The following is a 17,705-nucleotide window of genomic DNA, read 5'->3' on the forward strand; positions in this document are numbered from 1 at the left end:
GGTTGCTGGGTGGGGAGACTTGGCATGCCCGCGAAGGGGCGCAAAGCGCCCCTCAACTTTTTACAGCCCCTCAAGCTCCGCCATCAGGTCACTCAGCCGGTCAACCTTGTCGTCATCCAGCACACGCCCCTGCAACCCCTCCACATACACCGCCAGTTCCTCCACCGTGCTGCACTCGAACATCGCCCGCAGCGGCACATCCAACTGCAACTGCTTCTGCACCCGCGAAGCGATCTGCGTGGCCAGCAGCGAATGCCCGCCCAACGCGAAGAAGTTGTCGTGTACCCCCACCCGCTCGGCCTTGAGCACATCGGCCCAGATACCGGCCAACACCGTTTCCAGCTCGTTGCGCGGCGCCAGGTAGGCCTGGCTGTGCTGGCTGCCGATGTCGATGGCCGGCAGTGCCTTGCGGTCGAGCTTGCCGTTGGCGTTGTGCGGCAGGCTGTCGAACCAACCCCAATGCAGCGGCACCATGTACTCCGGCAATGCCGCGCGCAGGCGCTGCTTGATCTGTTCGAGCAACGCCGCATCAGGGGTTACGCCCTGATGGGCCACCAGGTAGCCGACCAGGTGCTTGCCGTTGGCGCCTTCCTGCACGCCCACCGCGGCATCACGGATTTCGGCCTGTTCATGCAGGCGCGCTTCAATCTCACCCAGTTCGATGCGGTACCCGCGAATCTTCACCTGGTGATCGATGCGGCCCACATACTCCAGCACCCCGTCCAGGCGCTGGCGCGCCAGGTCGCCGGTACGGTACAGGCGTTCACCCGGCGCGCCATGGGGGTGCGGGATAAAGGCCAGGGCGGTACGCACGGGGTCGCCAACATAGCCACGGCCAACGCCGGTACCGGCAACGCACAGCTCGCCAACCGCGCCCAACGGCACCAGGGCCTGGTCCTCGCCGAACAGGTACAGGCGGTTGTTGTCGGTCGGGGTGCCAATCGGCAGGTAACTGCCGCGGGTGGACTCGACATCGACACGGAAGAACGCCACATCGTCCGAACACTCCGCCGGGCCGTAGGCATTGACCAGGCCAATGCCTGGGTAACGCTGTAGCCATTGCGCGGCCAGCTCTGGCGGCATCGCCTCGCCGGTCGGCAGCATCCAGCGCAGGCCGTTGAGGGCCTGGTGATCGTTGGCCAGCATGCCCTGGATCAGCGACGGCACGCTTTCCAGCACGGTGATGCCGGTAGCCTGCACATGCGCCAGCAGGCCTTGCGGATCATGGGCGATGGCATTGGGCACGATCTCCAGCCTGGCGCCGAACAACGGCGCGGCCAGGAACTGCCAGACCGAGATATCGAAGCTCTGCGAAGCGGTCTGGGCAATTACGTCCTGCTCGTTCAGGGCCAGGTAAGGCACCTTGCTGAGCTGGTTGTTGAGCATGCCGCGCTGCTCGACCATCACCCCTTTGGGCAAACCGGTGGAGCCCGAGGTGTAGATGACATACGCGAGGTTGTCGGGCCCACTATGAATACCCGGGTTGTGGCTGGCGATGTTGCTGGCCTGGATGTCTTCCCACACCAACAATTGCGGCCGCGCCACACCCTCCAGTGCGTTCAGCAACTGCCGCCCCTGCTCGGCACAGGCCGCGCTGCATACCAGCACCGGTGTGCGGCTGAGCGCGACGATGCGCTGCAGGCGCGCGGCGGGCAGGCCGGGGTCCAGCGGCAGGTAGCCGGCACCGGCCTTGAAGCTGCCGACGATCATCCCCAGCAATGGCAAACCGCGCTCGGCCAACAGCGCAACCGGCTGATCGACGGTTACGCCTGCGCCGATCAGGGCATGGCCCAGGCGGTTGGCCGCAAGGTTCAGGCCCGCGTAGTCAAAGGACGCGTCCAGGCAACGCGCCACCGTGCGTTCTGGGTGCGCGGCGACCTGCGCCTCGAACTGCTCGACATAGCTCTGTTCCAGCGCATAGGCGTGCTCGGTGCGGTTGCAGTCTTCAATCAGGAAGCGTTGCTCTTCGGCACCCAGCAGCGGCAAGTCGCTTACCTCGCCCTCGAAGCCCTGCACCAGCGCCAACAGCAGGCGCTTGAACTCGGCCAGCAGGCGTTCGACGGTCGAAGTGTCGAAGTAACGTTGGTCGAACGACAGGTGCAGGCCCAGGTCATCCCCCGGGTAGCACACCGCCGTCAACGGGAAGTTGGTGTGGGTGCGGCCCGAGTCGGAGCTGGCGTTGAGGTGCTGGGCGTGGTCCAGCACTGCGGTTTCCACCGGCGCGTTCTCGAACACGAACAGGCTGTTGAACAGCGGCTGGCCCTTGGGCAGTTCGCTGCATTCCTGGATCGCAACCAGCGGCAGGTACTCGTACTCGCGCACTTCCATATTGTGCTCGAGCACGCTTTGCAGCCACTGGCGTACGCTGCAGCGCTCGCCGGCGGCGGGCAGTAGCACGCGCAAAGCGATGCTGTTGATGAACAGGCCAACGGTGCGCTGCATCTGCGGCATGCTCACCGGGCGCCCGGCCACGGTGACGCCGAAGGCCACGTCGCGCTCGCCGCTGTAGCGCGCCAGCACCAGGGCCCAGGCCGCCTGGGCAAAGGTGTTGATGGTCAGCTGATGGGCCTGGGCCAGTTCGCGCAAGCGAACACCGTCAGTGACGTCCAGGCGGGTGTAGCAGTCGCCGACGATCATGCCGTCACCGGCGTGGTCGTGGCGCAACGGGCGGTCGCTGGGGATCGCCGTGGCCCGTTCGAAGCCGGCCAGGTTGGCCTGCCACCACTGGCGCGCTTCGTTCAGGTCCTGGCGTTGCAGCCAGCCGATGTAGTCACGGTAGCGTGGCGGCACCGGCAACTGGGCCGGGCGGCCTTCGCCAAGGGCCTGGTAGACCTCGAAGAAGTCGTTCATCAGCAACGAGCGGCACCAGGCATCGATCAGGATGTGGTGGTTGCTCATCATGAACCAGTAGCGTTCATCGGCGACGCGCACCAGGCGCAGGTGGAACGGCGCTTCACGCAGCAGTTCGAAACCGGCCTCGCGCTCCTGTTTGTGCAGGGCTTGCAGGCGGGCTTCCTGGGCACCGTCGTCGAGGCCGCGCCAGTCTTGATAATCCACTGCCGTCTTGCCGGGCTTGTGGATGATCTGCAGCATCGCCTCGCCGGCGTTCCAACTGAACGACGCCCGCAGGGCCTCATGGCGCGCCACCACCGCCTGCCAGGCCTGGGCGAAGCGTTCGGCGTCGAGCGCGCTGTTGATGCGGTAGCGGTCCTGCATGTAGTAGATGCCGGTGCCTGGCTCCAGCAGGGTGTGCAGCAGCATGCCTTCCTGCATCGGCGTCAGCGGGTAGACATCGTCGATCTCGGCGGCAGCGACCGGCAAGTTGTCGATCTGCTCCTGGGTCAGGTGCGCCAAGGGGAAGTCGGACGGCGTGAAGCTGCCGTTGCCGTCGGCCAGGCAGTGGCCGACCAGTGCCAGCAGCTCCTGGCGGTAGCCTTCGGCCAGGGTGGCGATGGTCTGCTCGTCGTAGCGCTCGGTGCTGTAGGTCCAGCGCAATTGCAGGGCACCGGCATAGACCTGGCCGTCGACACTCAGCCAATTGGGCAGCGGCGCCTCCAGGTCATGGGCCAGGCCCGCCGGTGCATCCAGCGGCTGGAACAGCGCATCGGCGTCAAACTGCTGGTCGAACTGCCCCAGGTAGTTAAAGGTGATGCGGGCCTGCGGCAGTGCGGCCATGCGCTCGCGCCCGGCCGCGTCGGCCAGGTAGCGCAGCACGCCATAGCCCTGCCCTTTGTGCGGCACCTGACGCAGTTGCTCCTTGACCCGTTTGATCGAGCGGGCGCGCGCTGCATCGTCATCACCCAGCACCGGGCAAAGGCTCAGCGGGTAGGCGTTGGTGAACCAGCCGACGCTGCGGGTCAGGTCCATGTCTTCGAACAGCCCGTCGCGGCCGTGGCCTTCGAGCTGTACCAGCACTTGGCTGTCACCGCTCCACCGGCACAAGGCCCGGGCCAGGGCTGTCAGCAGCAGGTCGTTGACTTGGGTGTGGTAGGCCGCGGGTGCCTGTTGCAGCAACTGGCGGGTCTGCTCGGCATCGAGGCCGATGACCAAGGTGCGGGCGTGGCGGTGCAGGTTGCCACCCTGCGGGTGATCACACGGCAGTTCGTGGCGCACAGTGCCGAGCTGGGCGTGCCACCAGTCCAGCTCGTCGCGCAGCGAGTCGCTGCCGGCGTAGCTGGCCAGGCGTGCGGCCCAGTCGCCCAGGGTGTGGGTCTTGGCCGCCAACGGCTGGCCACGGTACAGCGCCTGCAAGTCTTCGAGCAGCACGCGCCAGGACACGCCATCAACCACTAGGTGGTGAATCGCCAGGAGCAGGCGTTGGCTGCCCTGCCCGTCCGTCACCAGCAAGGCGCGCAGCAGCGGGCCTTGCTCCAAGTCGAGGCTGCGCTGCAGGTCGGTGTACAGCGCCTGGCACTCATCGAAGTCGGCAACCGTGGCCGCCCACAGCAACTGCTGAGGCGCAGGCTGGGCATACTCGGCCTGCCAGCGACCATTGGCCTGGCGGAAACGCAGGCGCAGGCTGTCGTGGTGCTGCACCAGGGCGGCCAGGGCCTGCTCCAGTGCCGCGCTGTCCAAAGGCTGGCGCGCCGCCAACAGTACAGCCTGGTTCCAGTGCTGTGGCTGGGCGACTTCGCTGTCGAAGAACCAATGCTGGATTGGCGTCAGCCCAGTTTGCCCCTCGTGCAGGCCCTGCTCGATACCGCTTGGCGCGGCGCTCAGGCTGACCACCGTGGCCAGGGTCTGGATGGTCTGGTGCTGGAACAGGTCACGCGGGGTGAACTGCAGGCCCAACTGACGGGCCCGGCTGACCACCTGAATCGAGAGGATCGAGTCGCCACCGAGTTCGAAGAAGTTGTCCTGCACGCCAACGCGGGCAACGTTGAGCACGTCGCGCCAGATCTGCGCCAGCTGCGCTTCCACTTCGTTGCCTGGAGCCTGGTAATGCTGGTGCGCCTGCTCCAGGTCCGGCAACGGCAGCGCCTTGCGGTCGAGCTTGCCGTTGCCCATCAGCGGCAGGCTGTCGAGCAGCACCAGGTGTGCGGGCACCATGTAGTCCGGCAGTTGCTGGCGGGCATCGGCCTTGACCGCGTCGCGCAGCGCGGCCTGGGCGTCGCTGTTGGCACCGGCCTGCTTGCACACCAGGTAACCCACCAGTTGTTTGCCGCCCGGCAGGTCGAGGGCCAGGACCACCGCCTCGTCGACATCGGCATGCGCCTGCAGGCGGCTTTCGATTTCGCCCAATTCGATACGGAAGCCGCGAATTTTCACCTGCTGGTCGGCACGGCCAACGTACTCGACCAAACCATCGACGCCCAGGCGCACCAGGTCGCCGGTGCGGTACAGACGCCCGCCCTGTGTGCTGAAGGGGTCGGCAACGAAGCGCTCGGCGCTCAGCCCCGGGCGGTCGTGATACCCCTGGGCCAGGCCGGCACCGCCGATGTACAGCTCGCCGATGCCGCCTTGTGGCAGCAAGGCCAGGTCCTCATCGAGGATGTACGCATTGCGGGCGCCAATCACGCGGCCGATCGGCACACTGCCCAGGTCGGCCGGCAGCGTGGGTGGCGCCAGGCAGGCCAGCGGCATGACCACGGTTTCGGTCGGGCCGTAGGCGTTGAAGAACTGTTGCGGCGTGAACGCCTGGCGAATGCGCTGCAGGTGCTCGCCGGTCAGCGCCTCGCCGCCGGTGATCACCAGGCGCACCGGCAACTGCTCGCCCTGCCCGGCCAGGTACTGGGCCAACTGGCTGCCATAGCTTGGGGTGAAGCCAAGGATGCTTACCTGTTGCTCGCGCACCAGTTGGCAGATCTCTTCAGCGCCCCACTGGCCTTGGGCACGGATCACCACGCGGGCACCACACAGCAGCGGGGTCAGCAGGCGTTCGCTGGCCGCGTCGAAGTTGATCGAGTAGAAGTGCAGTTCGCAGTCGTCGCTGCGCATGCCGAAGGCCTCGATCACGGCCTGGCAATGCATGGCGATTTCACCATGGCTGACCACCACGCCCTTGGGCTTGCCGGTGGAGCCGGAGGTGTAGATCAGGTAAGCCTGGTGCTGCGGCAGGTTGAGGTTATCCAGCGGGGCATCGCTGAAGGCGGACAAGCCTGCAGTATCGTCTTCCATGCTCCAGCGGGCCACGCCGTCTGGCAGTTCGCCAAGGGTTTCCAGCAGCGCGCGCTGGCTGAGCAGCAGGCCGATGCGGCTGTCTTCGATCATGTAGCGCAAGCGGTCGAGGGGGTACTCGGGGTCGAGCGGCACATAGGCACCGCCCGCCTTGAGGATGGCCAGCAGGCCGACGACCATTTCCAGCGAACGCTCCAGGGCCAGGCCGACGCGTACCTGCGGGCCGACACCGCGCTCGCGCAGGGCGCGGGCCAGGCGGTTGGCCTGCTGGTCCAGTTCGGCGTAGCTCAGGTGCTGGCCCGCGAAGGTCAGCGCAGGGGCCTGTGGTGTGCGCGAAGCTTGGGCGGCAAACAGGCCGTGCACGGTCTGGTCGAGGGCAAAATCCTGCTCGCCTTGTAATTGCCCAACCAGCACTTGCTGCTCGCCTGGGCTCAGCATCGGCAGCTCGCACAGGCGCTGTTGTGGGTCGTCCAGCAGGCCGATCAGCAACTGCTGCCAGTGCTCGGCCATGCGCGCAATGCGCGGCGCGTCGAACAGGTCGCGGCTGTAGGTCAGGCAGCAGCCCAGGCGGCCATCGAGGTCAGTGACTTCGAGGTACAGGTCGAACTTGGTGGCGCTGGCGTCGTTCACCAGGTAGTCGACCTGCATGCCCACCAGCTCGCGGCTTTGCTGGAACGCCCAGCGCTGGACGTTGCACATCACTTGGAACAGCGGGTTATAGGCGCTGCTGCGCGGTGGCTGCAGGGCTTCGACCAGCTGGTCGAACGGCAGGTCCTGGTGCGACTGGCCTTCGATGGCGGCCTGGCGCATCTGCTCCAGCAGCTCGGCGGCGGTCATCTGGCCGTCCAGTTCGCAGCGCAGTACCTGGGTGTTGAGGAAGGCGCCGATCAGCCCCTCGCTTTCCGGGCGGATGCGGTTGGCCACCGGTGCGCCGATGCGCAGGTCACGCTGGCCGCTGTAGCGGTGCAGCAAGGCCGCCAGGGTTGCCGTCATGGTCATGAACAGAGTCAGCCCGCGCTGGCTGTTGAACGCATGCACGCGCGCCACCAACGCCGGGTCGAGCTCGAACCGGTGCAACTCGCCACGGTGGCTCTGCACCGCTGGGCGTGGGCGATCGGACGGCAATGCCAAGACCGGGTGCTCATCGCCCAGGCGGGCTTTCCAGTAGGCCAGCTGCCGCGCGCCTTCGCCGCTTTCCAGCCAGTGCCGCTGCCACACGCTGTAGTCCAGGTATTGCACCGGCAGCGGCGTCAGTGGCGACTCGCGATCATCGACAAAGGCTTCGTACAGCTCGCCCAACTCGCGGGCGAAGATGTCCATGGCCCAGCCTTCGGTGACGATGTGGTGCAAGGTCAGGACGAAGTAATGCTCACGTTCCTCGGCCTTGACCAGGCAGGCGCGCAGCAGCGGGCCACGCTCGAGGTCGAACGGCTGGTGCGCCTGGTCGTCGGCGAGCTGTTGCAGGCGCTGTTGGCGGGCCTCGGCGGGCAAGGTGCTGAAGTCTTGCCAGTCGAGGTGCACGCCGCTGTCTTCGGCCACGCACTGGTACGCCACGCCGTCGATGCTGGGGAACGTGGTGCGCAGGGTTTCGTGACGCACGATCAGCGCCTGCAGCGCCCGCTCGAATGCGTCCACGTGCAGCGTGCCACGCAAGCGGGCCATGCCGCCGACGTTGTAGGCGGGGCTGTCAGGCTCCATCTGCCAGAGGAACCACATGCGCTGTTGCGAGTACGACAACGGCACCGCTTGGCGGCGGTCGACACGGGCGATTTCGCCTTGCAGGTTATGCGCGCCGGCCTCGCGCAGGCGCGTGATCTCGGCGCAGAACGCGCCCAGCTCGCTGGCATCGAACAGCACTTTCAGCGGCAGCTCGACATCGCACGCCTGACGGGTCCGCGAGACGATCTGGGTGGCGAGCAGCGAGTGGCCTCCCAGGGCAAAGAAGTCGTCCTGCAGGCCGACACGCGGCAGGTTGAGCACTTCACGCCAGATCGCCGCGACCTGCTGCTGCACGGCACTTTGCGGCTCGACATGCTCGCGCTGTTGCCACACCGGGGCGGGCAGCGCCTTGCGATCGACCTTGCCACTCGGGCCCAACGGCAGGTGTGCCAGTGGGATCAACTGCGCCGGCACCATGTACGCCGGCAGTTGCTCGGCCAAGGCGGCCAGCAGTGCAGCCGGCTCGGCCGCACCGCTGTAGTAGCCGACCAATTGCGCGCCCACAGCGTCCTTGTGGATCAGCACCAGGGCCTGCTCGACACCCGCTTGCGCCAACAGGCAGGCCTGGACTTCTTCGGGTTCGACGCGGAAGCCGCGCACCTTCACCTGCTGGTCGAGGCGCCCCAGGTATTCCAGCGCTTCCAGCTGGACTTGCCAGCGGGCACGGTCGCCACTGCGGTACAGGCGCTGGCCGTCGCCGTCGGCCTGGGGCACGAAACGCTCGGCCGTCAGGCCCGGGCGGCCCAGGTAACCTCGGGCCAAGCCTGCGCCGCCCAGGTACAGCTCACCCGGCACACCGGGCGCGGTGAGTTCCAGTTCATCGTCCAGCACGCGGCACAGCACGTTGCCCAACGGGCGGCCGATCGGCGAGCGCTCGCCGTCTTCGGCCTGGCAGTGCCAGTGGGTGACGTTGATCGCGGTTTCGGTCGGGCCATAACGGTTGTGCAGTTGCACCTGGGGCAGCAGTTGCAGCACACGGTCACGCAGGTTGGCCGACAACGCCTCGCCGCCGGAGAACAACCGGCGCAGGCTGGTGCAAGCTGCGGCCTGAGGCTCTTGCACGAACACCTGCAACAGCGGCGGCACGAAGTGCAGCGTGGTCACGCCATGCGCTTGCACCAGCGCAGCGATGCGCTGCGGGTCACGATGCTCGCCAGGGCCTGCCAGCACCAGCCTGCAGCCGGTGACCAGCGGCCAGAAGCACTCCCACACCGAGACGTCGAAACTGATGGGCGCTTTTTGCATCAGCACGTCGCTGTCGTTCAGCGCATAGGTGGCCTGCATCCACTGCAGGCGTTCGGCCAGGGCCGCATGGGTGTTGCCCACGCCCTTGGGCTGGCCAGTGGAGCCCGAGGTGTAGATCACATAGGCCAAGTTGTCGCCGTGCAGGTGCAGGCCGGGGGCATGGCTAGGCCAGCTGTCCAGGTGCAACTGGTCGAGGGCGATGGCGCTGACACCTTCGACCTGCGGCAGCTTGCCCAGCAGGCCGCTGTGGCTCAGCAGTAGGCTGGCCTTGCAGTCGCCGAGCATGTAGGCCAGCCGCTCGGCCGGGTAGTCCACGTCCAGCGGCACGTAGGCGCCACCGGCCTTGAGGATGGCCAGCAGGCCAACCAGCAGCTGCGGCGAACGCTCGACGGCAATGGCCACACAGGTATCGGGGCCAACGCCTTTGTCACGCAGGTAATGGGCCAGGCGGTTGGCTTGCTGGTGCAACTCGGCATAGTCGAGGCTGCCGCCCTGCCAGGCCAGCGCGGTTCGCTGCGGGGTCAGCCGGGCCTGCTCGTTGAGCTGGTCGACCAGCAGGCGCTGGGGCGCCGCCTCCGGTGCCTGGCCCCAGCCGAGCAGCTGTGCGCGGTGCTGTTCATCGAGCAACTGCACCTCGCCCAGCGCCAGCTGCGGCCGGGCGCAAACCTGCTCGAGCAAGGCCAACAGGTGGGCGGCCAGGCGTTTTACCGTGCTGGCCTCAAACAGTTCGGCGGCATAGTCGAAGGCCAAGGTCAGGCGGCCTTGATGGTCCTCTTCACTGTGCAGCTGCAGGTCGAACTTGGCTTCGCGGCTGTGCCACGGCAACTCTTCGGCAAGCAAACCTGGCAAGCGGCGCAGCGCCGAAAGGTCACGCTGCTGGTGGTTGAACATGACCTGGAACAGGCCCTGCTCGCGCGCCTCGGGCAGGGCTTCGAGCAGCTGTTCGAACGGCAGGTCCTGGTGGGCCTGGGCCTCAAGGGTGGCCTGGCGGGCCTGGGCCAGCAGGTGATCGAAGGGCAAGCGGCCATGCAGTTGCGCACGCAGCACCTGGCTGTTGATGAAGAAGCCGACCAGGCCCTGGGTTTCCAGGCGCGGGCGGTTGGCATTGGGCACGCCGATGCGCAGGTCTGCCTGGCCGCTGTAGCGGTGCAGCAGCGCTTGCCAGCCGGCCAGCAGCACCATGAACAGGCTCGCCTGCTGCTCGCGGGCCAGGGCGTCGAGCGCTTCGGTCAGCTTGGCCGGCACCTTCAGGGTGTAGCGCGCCGCGCGTTTGTCACGCTGGCTGGCGCGCGGCTGGTCGGTGCACAGGTCGAGCACCGGCAGTTCATCACCCAGCTTGGCTTTCCAGTACTGCAACTGGCGTTCGGCCTCGCCGTCGGCCAGCCATTGCCGTTGCCAGGTGCCGTAGTCGGCGTAACCCAGGGGCAGCGGCGCCAGCGTGGCCGTTTGGCCCTGGCAGTGCGCGGCGTACAGTTTGGCGAACTCGTCGAGCAAAATGTTCAGCGACCAGCCATCGGCGACGATGTGGTGCAACGTCACCCACAGCTGGTGGTCTTCATCGTCCAGGCGCGCCAGGGTCACGCGCAGCAGTGGGCCTTGGCACAAGTCGAACGGCTGCTGGGCCTCTGCCTCGCGGCGCGCGGCAACTTGCTCGGGGGCCTGGCCTTCGAGGTCCAGACGACGCAGGCCGAACGGCTGCTGGTCCTGAATTCGCTGCAGGGCTTGGCCATCCACTTCGCTGAACACCGTGCGCAGCGATTCATGGCGCGCCACCAGGGCCTGGAACGCAGCCTCCAGTGCGGCGACGTCCAGCTCACCGCGCAGGCGCAGGCCGGCCGGAATGTTGTAGGCCGCCGATTGTGGCTCCAGTTGCCACAGCAGCCACAGGCGGTTCTGTGCCAGCGATTGCGGCAGCGACTGGTCGCGCGCCAGGGTGGTGATGGCCTGGGCTTGGGCGCCACCCTCAGCGAGGACCGCGGCCACCGCAGCGCTGTACTCGCCCAACAGCGGGGCTTCGAACAGGGTGCGCAGGCTCAGGTTGATGCCCAGCTCATCCGCCAGGCGCGCGGTGGCCTGGGTGGCTGCAATGGAGTTGCCGCCCAGCAGCAGGAAGTGGTCGTCCGCCGCCACGGCTTCGACCTTGAGCACATCGCGCCACACGGCGGCGATTCGGGCCTGCAGATCATCTGCCACCGCGCCGCTTGCGGGTTGCTCACTGGCCTGCGGGAAGCGCGCGTAACAGTCGAGGCTGCCATCGTCCATGCGCTGGCGGCAGGCCGAGCGTTGCAGCTTGCCGCTGGAAGTCTTGGGCAGCGCGCCCGGGTTGAGCAACAAGACCACGGCCGGCGCCTGGCGGCAGGCGTCGGCAATGACCTGGCGCAGGGTTTTGATCAATGCCTGGGGCTCGAGGGCTTTTTGCACGTTGCGGCTGATCTCCACCGCCACGCCGATACCCTCCTCGCCCTGGTGGTCCACGGCAAACACCGCCACGCGGCCTTTGCGCAGCACGTCGACTTCGCGCTCCAGAGTTTTTTCCAGGTCTTGCGGGTAAAGGTTTTGGCCGCGGACGATGAGCATGTCTTTCAAGCGCCCGGTGACAAAGACTTCACCCTCGCGCATAAAGCCCAGGTCGCCGGTACGCAGCCAGGTCTGGCCATCGCGTTCGACGAACGTGCGCGCGCTGGCCTCGGGGTTGCGCCAGTAGCCCAGGGCGATGCTCGGGCCACCGGCCCAGATTTCACCCACCTGGTTGTCGCCCAGCGCTTCGAGGCGCTGCGGCTCGACGATGCGCACCGCATGCCCGGGCTGCGGGTAGCCACAGCTCATCAGCACGCTGCCGCTGCCGTTTTCGGCGCGGTTGGCGGCGAAGGCTTCGGCGTCCAGCGCCAGGGCGCCGATGCCCTGGCCACGCCGGCTGCCGCTGACAAACAGGGTCGCTTCGGCCAGGCCATAGCTGGCAAAGAAGCTCTGCGGGTCGAAGCCACAGGCCTGGAACTTGTCGGCGAAGGTTGCCAGGCTGTCCTGGCGAATCGGTTCGGAGCCGGAATAGGCCACGCGCCAACGGCTCAGGTCGAGCCCGGCCAAGGACGCCTCGCTGACCCGTTCGCTGCACAAACGGTAGGCGAAGTCGGGGCCACCGCTGATGGTGCCGCCGTATTCGCTGATCGCCTGCAACCAGCGCAGCGGCCGGGCGAGGAAGTAGCCCGGCGACATCAGCACGCACGGCACGCCGCTGAAGATCGGCTGCAGCAAGCCGCCGATCAGCCCCATGTCGTGGTACAGCGGCAACCAGCTGACGATGACATCGTCGGGGTTCACATCGATACCGAAACCGTGACGGATCAACTGCTCGTTGGCCACCAGGTTGCCGTGGCTGACCTGCACGCCCTTGGGCAGCGCGGTGGAGCCCGAGGTGTACTGCAGGAAGGCGATGTCATCGCTGGCCAGGGCAGGTGCCTGCCAGGCATCGGCCAGGGCCGGGTCAAGGCCATCCACGGCCAGCAGTTCAGGGGCGTTGTCCGCCGCCAGCGCGTCCAGGCCCTGCAAGCTGTCGTGCAGGGCCGCGACGGTCAGCAGCAGGCGCGGTTCGGCATCGTCGATGATCGACAGCAGGCGCTCCTGGTGATGGTGACGGGTGGATTCCGGTGGATACGCTGGCACGGCGATGACGCCGGCGTAGAGGCAACCAAAGAACGCCGCGACATAGTCCGGGCCACTGGGGAACAGCAGCACCGCACGGTCACCGAACTCGGCCCGGGCCTGCAGGGCGGCGGCGATGGTGCGCGCGCGGCGGTCCAGGTCCCGGTAGCTGAGCACGGCCTGCTCGCCAGGAGCGTCGGCGAGAAAGCGCAGGGCTATCTTGTCCGGGGTCTGCGCGGCGCGTTGCGCCAGGGCCTGGACCAGCGAGAGCGGGAGTTCGAAGGCGTCCGTCATGGGGTGTTCCTGCCAGTGTCTGGTGAAGTCGGGCCGGCTGCGCCGCACACGTCGGCGGGCAGCACTCGGCGGCCGGATGTACACAGGGGAACGGATGGGCGGGGGAAGAAATTAGCGGGGTTTGCCTTCAGAGGTGTGGCGCGTGGGAGACCCGCAATGTGCCACACGTCTCAATCCTTGCTTAGAACCGAAACGTACAGATACTAATTACGTTTCGTATTTGACAATCATTATCATTCTGAATAGCTTGTCGCACGTCTCGGGAAGCTTCCCAACTTTGGGTGCCTCCTCTCCCCTCTGTGACAAGGTGATTTCCATGGCGGAACAACTATCCACAAGTAAGTGCGATTCACCATTACTCCAGGCCTTCGTCGACAATCGCAGCATTCTGGTCAAGATCGCTGCGCGCATCACCGGCTGCCGCTCACGCGCGGAAGACGTGGTGCAAGATGCATTCTTCCGGCTCAGCGCCGCCCCGCAGATCACCTCGTCCTTCAAGGCGCAGCTCAGCTACCTGTTCCAGATCGTGCGCAACCTGGCCATCGACCACTACCGCAAGCAGGCGATGGAGCTGAAGTATTCCGGCAGCGAAGAGGAAGGCCTGAACGTGGTCATCCAGAACGCTTCGCCCGAAGCCACGCACATCAACCTCGCCGCCCTCGATGACATCGCCGAAGCATTGAGCGAGTTGCCCCAGCGCACCCGTTATGCGTTCGAGATGTACCGTTTGCACGGCGTGCCGCAAAAGGACATCGCCAAGGAATTGGGCGTGTCGCCGACCTTGGTCAACTTCATGATTCGCGATGCCTTGGTGCATTGCCGCAAGACGGCCAACCGTCAGGTTTGAATAGCTGAAATGGCTGGGGTGCGAAGCGCCCCCAGCAATCTCAGACCAAGGTACACTGATCGAAAAACCGCTCCCGCCCCAGAATCATCAGCGCCGCGCGCTTGTGCGGGAAGTCGAATTCTTTGTCGCAATGGAAACACTGATCGTGCATGTAGCCGATCATCTTGCCGTTGTCCGCCCGCGGCTCTGCCACCACCCGTTGGGTGCGCGGGTCATCGAGGAACAGGTAGTGCACCAGCGCCGATAACCAGCTGGCCACCTTGTGCGGCCCACGGTGCGCCTCCTCCCCTACCAACATGTGAATGCCGCGGTCGTAATCATCAGCCGAGTAGAACGGCGCAATCCGGTCTTCCTTTGCCCAATACGCCTCGAAGTAGGCGAACGGCTCATCGTCGAAGCAGCCGATGAGCGTGAGGGTATGCGGGTCGGCTTCCAGCTTTTCCAGGTATTCACGGTGCTGCTGTAAAGAGCCGCTTTCCTGCCAGAACGCGTCGACCCGAGGGTTGTTCTGCCAGCGGCTGAAGCGCTCCAGGTCCTGATCGATTTCCAGTGCGCGCAGCGACACCCAACTGCCCAGGCGCGCATCGAAGCGCCGGTACACTTCGCCGCGGGGCTTGGGCGCCCGGCGCGGATGGCGCTTGCCGTTGCTGATCTGCATCTGCTGCGGGTAAACACTCGCAGCCGTGTCGCCGAGCCAAGGCTGGGGCAACTGCCAGAACAGCGCACGCTCGCACAAGTACACACCCGGCTGCTCGCCGGGCAGCAACAGGCCGCTGGCAAGCGCCTGTGGCACGCCCTCGGGCAGGTGCCAGGCCAGGCGCTGGCAGGCGACATCACGCGAAAGCAGCCAATAGCAGGCGGCCCACAGGGCCTGGTAAGGGCGCTCTGGGCAAAGGCTTTGCACGTGCACTTCCAGGCACGCACCCGGCACCAGCCGCAACTGGATCAGCGGGCGCCCCTCAAGGGTCAGGCTCAACCAGCTATCGCCCTCATCGGCGCTGAGGGTGCGCCAGCGTGGCGGTGACAGTGGCTGCGAAGCGGCATCGAACGGCATGGTCTTGGCTCACGAAGATGAAAAGAAGGCTCACCGTGGAAAACGTTGCCGCTGCAGCGGAATTTAGTCGCGCGGCGCCTGCACCGTGATCCGGTAGGGCTGGAAGATACGCGTCAGTTCCCCGTTGTCGCGCAGGGCACGCATCAGCGCCGCGAACGACTGCTCGCCGATGGGCGCGCCCGGGCGTAGCAAGGCGTAGTGGTGATAGACCTGGTCGATACGCTGCGATGCCACCAGTTGCGCCTGGCTGCCGGGGTTGCGCTGCAGAAAGTCGCTTAGGTACGAACGGGTGACCAGGGCGATGTCGGCACGGCCAGCCTGCACCATCAGCAGGTTGCTGTCGTGGGAATAGGTCAGGGTCGCGTTGAAGGCTTTACGCAAGTAGTCAGGGTCGGCATTGAAGCGGGCGAAGGCGTAGTGATAGCCGTTGAACAGCGCCAGGCGCTTGCCGCGCAGCTCATCGAAGTACCGAGGGTCACGGCCATTGGCCTGGCTGGCGACGAACACCTCAGCATCCTCCAGGCCCATGTCCACGGCCTGGTGAGCAATGCCCTGCCAGCCCCACTGCGGGTTCTCGAAGATCGCCATGTCGGTGCGGCCCTGCTGCAAATCGCCAAAGCGCCGCTGGATGGACGTGGGCACCAGCACAAAATGGTAGCCCTGTTGCGCACGGTTCAGGGCTGCAACCAACTGCGGCAACAGACCGGTGTCGGCCCCCTGCTCGGGGCGCACGGTGTAAGGCGGGAAGTGCGCGGCGCCGATCTTCACTTCGATCGCGTCGGCAGCCCAGCCTGGTATTGCCAGCCAAAGCGCGGCCAGCATCAGCAGAATGGGCAAGGCCTTTAAGCCGGGCGCTGGGGTCAAGACGCACACTCATCAAGGTTCGTACCTGGTTGCGCCTAAGCTAGGCGTTTTCCGGGCAGGGCACAACTGCTGGTCGCCGGCCTTAGTGCCAAAGCAGGCGGCAAATTGCCAGGGGGTGCCGTAAGGCCAGACATTGGCTACGCTCTAGCAGGATCTGCAAGGGAGCCTGGTATGGGCCATTGGTTGGTGATCGACCTGGAAGCCACCACCGACGATGGTGGGTGGCCGGTCACAGAGATGGAAATCATTGAAATCGGTGCAAGCCTGGTAACCCGCGAAGGCCGCGAAGTCGACCACTTCCAGCGTTTCGTACGGCCCCGGCGGCGGCCACAGCTGACGCCGTTTTGCCGCGAGCTCACGCACATCAGCCAGGCCAGCGTCGACAGCGCCGCGCCCTTCCCTGAGGTGTGGGCGCGCTTCGAGCGCTGGCTGGGGCACCACCGCGGGCAGTTGCAGGCCTGGGTCAGCTGGGGCGACTACGATCGCCAGCAGTTGCTGCAGGAATGGCAACAGCATGGGCTCGACAGCCTGCTGCGCAACGTGCCGCACATCAACCTCAAGCAGCGCTTCGCCAAAGCCCGTCACCTGCAGCGGCCGACCGGCCTCAATGGCGCCTTGCAACTGGCCGGCATGCACTTTTGCGGGCAGCAGCACCGGGCCCTGGAAGATGCGCGCAATACCGCGCGGCTACTGCCCTTGAGCCTGCCGGCCAATGGCACCTGAAAGCAGATGACGACGGGGATGGCCTTGGGCATACTGGCCAGCCCTTTTTCATCCCCCTGTTCAGGAGTCGCCCATGTTCCAGGTCAACGAGTACTTCAACGGCACCGTCAAGTCGATCGCATTCGCAAGCGAAGAAGGTCCGGCCACCGTGGGTGTGATGGCACCGGGCGAATACGAGTTCGGCACAGCCAAGCGCGAAATCATGCATGTGATTTCCGGTGCTTTGACCGTCAAGCTGCCGGGTAGCGACAACTGGGAAACCTTCAAGGCTGGCGACAAGTTCAATGTGGCCGCGGACAGCAAGTTCCAGCTGCAAGTGAAAGTGGATACCGCCTACCTGTGCGAGTACCGCGACTAAGCGCTGGCCTGCACCGGCCTCTTCGCGGGCAAGCCCGCTCCCACAGGGACATCACAATGCTTGAGTCCTGTGCCACACCTGTGGGAGCGGGCTTGCCCGCGAAGAATCCAGCACTATTTCGACAAAAAGCCCGCCACCTTCTCAGCCGCCGCCTGCAAATGCTGCGCATGGCTGAACCCCGAAGCCTTCAACGGCTTCAGGTCATGATCGCCCGCCACCAGCCAGCTCACCTCGATCGCCGGTGACAGTGCATACCCCGCCACAGCCTCACGGTTACCCAGCGCATCCCGTTCGCCCTGCACGATCAACGTCGGTGTCTTGAGCCCCGCCAGGTGCTCGACCCTGGGCTTCTCCGGCTTGCCCACGGCATAGAACGGATACCCCAGGCACACCAGTGCATCCGCTTCGAGCTCGTCAGCCAACAAGCTGGCCATACGCCCGCCCATGGACTTGCCACCGATGGCCAGCTTACCTGTGACCAAAGGTCGCACCTGCCGGTACACCTCGCGCCAGCATTCCAGCAGCACCTTCTGCGGATTGGGCGGCCACTTGCCGCCGTTCACCCTGCGCTCGGCCATGTACGGGAACTCAAAGCGAATCACCCCGACCCCAAGCGCCGCGAGCCTTTGCGCCATCTCGTCCATGAACCCGCTGTCCATCGGCGCACCGGCACCATGGGCCAGGATCAGACAGCCTTTGTAGCCGTCATCCCCTTGAATTTGCGGAAGATCGCAGCGCAAGCCTGGGACATTTCCGACCTTCGCCCATTGATCCCCGTCAATACCGGCACTTTGCCCATTAATCATGCTTGCCTCGCTCTATAGCCTGCCAATAACCGTGGATGG

At 65.9% G+C, this 17,705-nt stretch carries 7 protein-coding genes; 3 read left to right on the forward strand and 4 right to left on the reverse strand.

The features are described 5' to 3' along the window. Positions 1-60 precede the first annotated feature (60 nt). Positions 61-13,014 (reverse strand): non-ribosomal peptide synthetase, encoded by a 12,954-nt coding sequence (locus D886_RS0105395; protein WP_027592913.1) that lies wholly within the window; start codon positions 13,012-13,014, stop codon positions 61-63. Between the two features lie 316 nt (positions 13,015-13,330). On the opposite strand from D886_RS0105395, the gene D886_RS0105405 reads away from it, so the two are divergent. After that, on the forward strand, positions 13,331-13,861 hold the full coding sequence (locus tag D886_RS0105405; protein WP_027592914.1) for an RNA polymerase factor sigma-70: 531 nt from the start codon (positions 13,331-13,333) through the stop codon (positions 13,859-13,861). Positions 13,862-13,901: 40 nt separating this feature from the next. On the opposite strand, the gene D886_RS0105410 is transcribed toward D886_RS0105405, so the two are convergent. Both D886_RS0105410 and D886_RS0105415 read right to left on the reverse strand, forming a co-directional pair. After that, positions 13,902-14,915: a GNAT family N-acetyltransferase gene (locus tag D886_RS0105410; protein ID WP_027592915.1), complete on the reverse strand. Its 1,014-nt coding sequence runs from the start codon at positions 14,913-14,915 to the stop codon at positions 13,902-13,904. A gap of 63 nt (positions 14,916-14,978) precedes the next feature. Next, positions 14,979-15,779, reverse strand: a complete 801-nt coding sequence (locus D886_RS0105415) for an ABC transporter substrate-binding protein (protein WP_027592916.1) — start codon at positions 15,777-15,779, stop codon at positions 14,979-14,981. A 171-nt stretch (positions 15,780-15,950) separates the two neighbouring features. Between D886_RS0105415 and D886_RS0105420 the strand changes: the two genes are divergently transcribed. Then, on the forward strand, positions 15,951-16,502 hold the full coding sequence (locus tag D886_RS0105420; RefSeq protein ID WP_027592917.1) for an exonuclease domain-containing protein: 552 nt from the start codon (positions 15,951-15,953) through the stop codon (positions 16,500-16,502). A 73-nt stretch (positions 16,503-16,575) separates the two neighbouring features. Further along, complete coding sequence (locus tag D886_RS0105425) at positions 16,576-16,860, forward strand: pyrimidine/purine nucleoside phosphorylase (RefSeq protein ID WP_027592918.1); 285 nt, start codon at positions 16,576-16,578, stop codon at positions 16,858-16,860. Positions 16,861-16,973: 113 nt separating this feature from the next. Here the strand turns inward: D886_RS0105425 and D886_RS0105430 are convergent, their stop codons facing one another. Beyond that, positions 16,974-17,666 carry an alpha/beta family hydrolase gene (locus D886_RS0105430; protein ID WP_027592919.1) on the reverse strand — a complete coding sequence of 231 codons (693 nt, stop codon included), beginning with the start codon at positions 17,664-17,666 and terminating at the stop codon, positions 16,974-16,976. Positions 17,667-17,705: the final 39 nt, after the last annotated feature.

The organism is Pseudomonas sp. LAIL14HWK12:I7, from assembly GCF_000483465.1.
Taxonomy (GTDB): domain Bacteria; phylum Pseudomonadota; class Gammaproteobacteria; order Pseudomonadales; family Pseudomonadaceae; genus Aquipseudomonas; species Aquipseudomonas kermanshahensis.

Excerpts from the sequence above, each read along its gene's own strand:
- D886_RS0105405 (WP_027592914.1), top strand. The coding sequence starts at position 13,331 with ATGGCGGAACAACTATCCACAAGTAAGTGCGATTCACCATTACTCCAG.
- D886_RS0105410 (WP_027592915.1), bottom strand. The coding sequence starts at position 14,915 with ATGCCGTTCGATGCCGCTTCGCAGCCACTGTCACCGCCACGCTGGCGC.
- D886_RS0105425 (WP_027592918.1), top strand. The coding sequence starts at position 16,576 with ATGTTCCAGGTCAACGAGTACTTCAACGGCACCGTCAAGTCGATCGCA.
- D886_RS0105395 (WP_027592913.1), bottom strand. The coding sequence starts at position 13,014 with ATGACGGACGCCTTCGAACTCCCGCTCTCGCTGGTCCAGGCCCTGGCG.
- D886_RS0105420 (WP_027592917.1), top strand. The coding sequence starts at position 15,951 with ATGGGCCATTGGTTGGTGATCGACCTGGAAGCCACCACCGACGATGGT.
- D886_RS0105430 (WP_027592919.1), bottom strand. The coding sequence starts at position 17,666 with ATGATTAATGGGCAAAGTGCCGGTATTGACGGGGATCAATGGGCGAAG.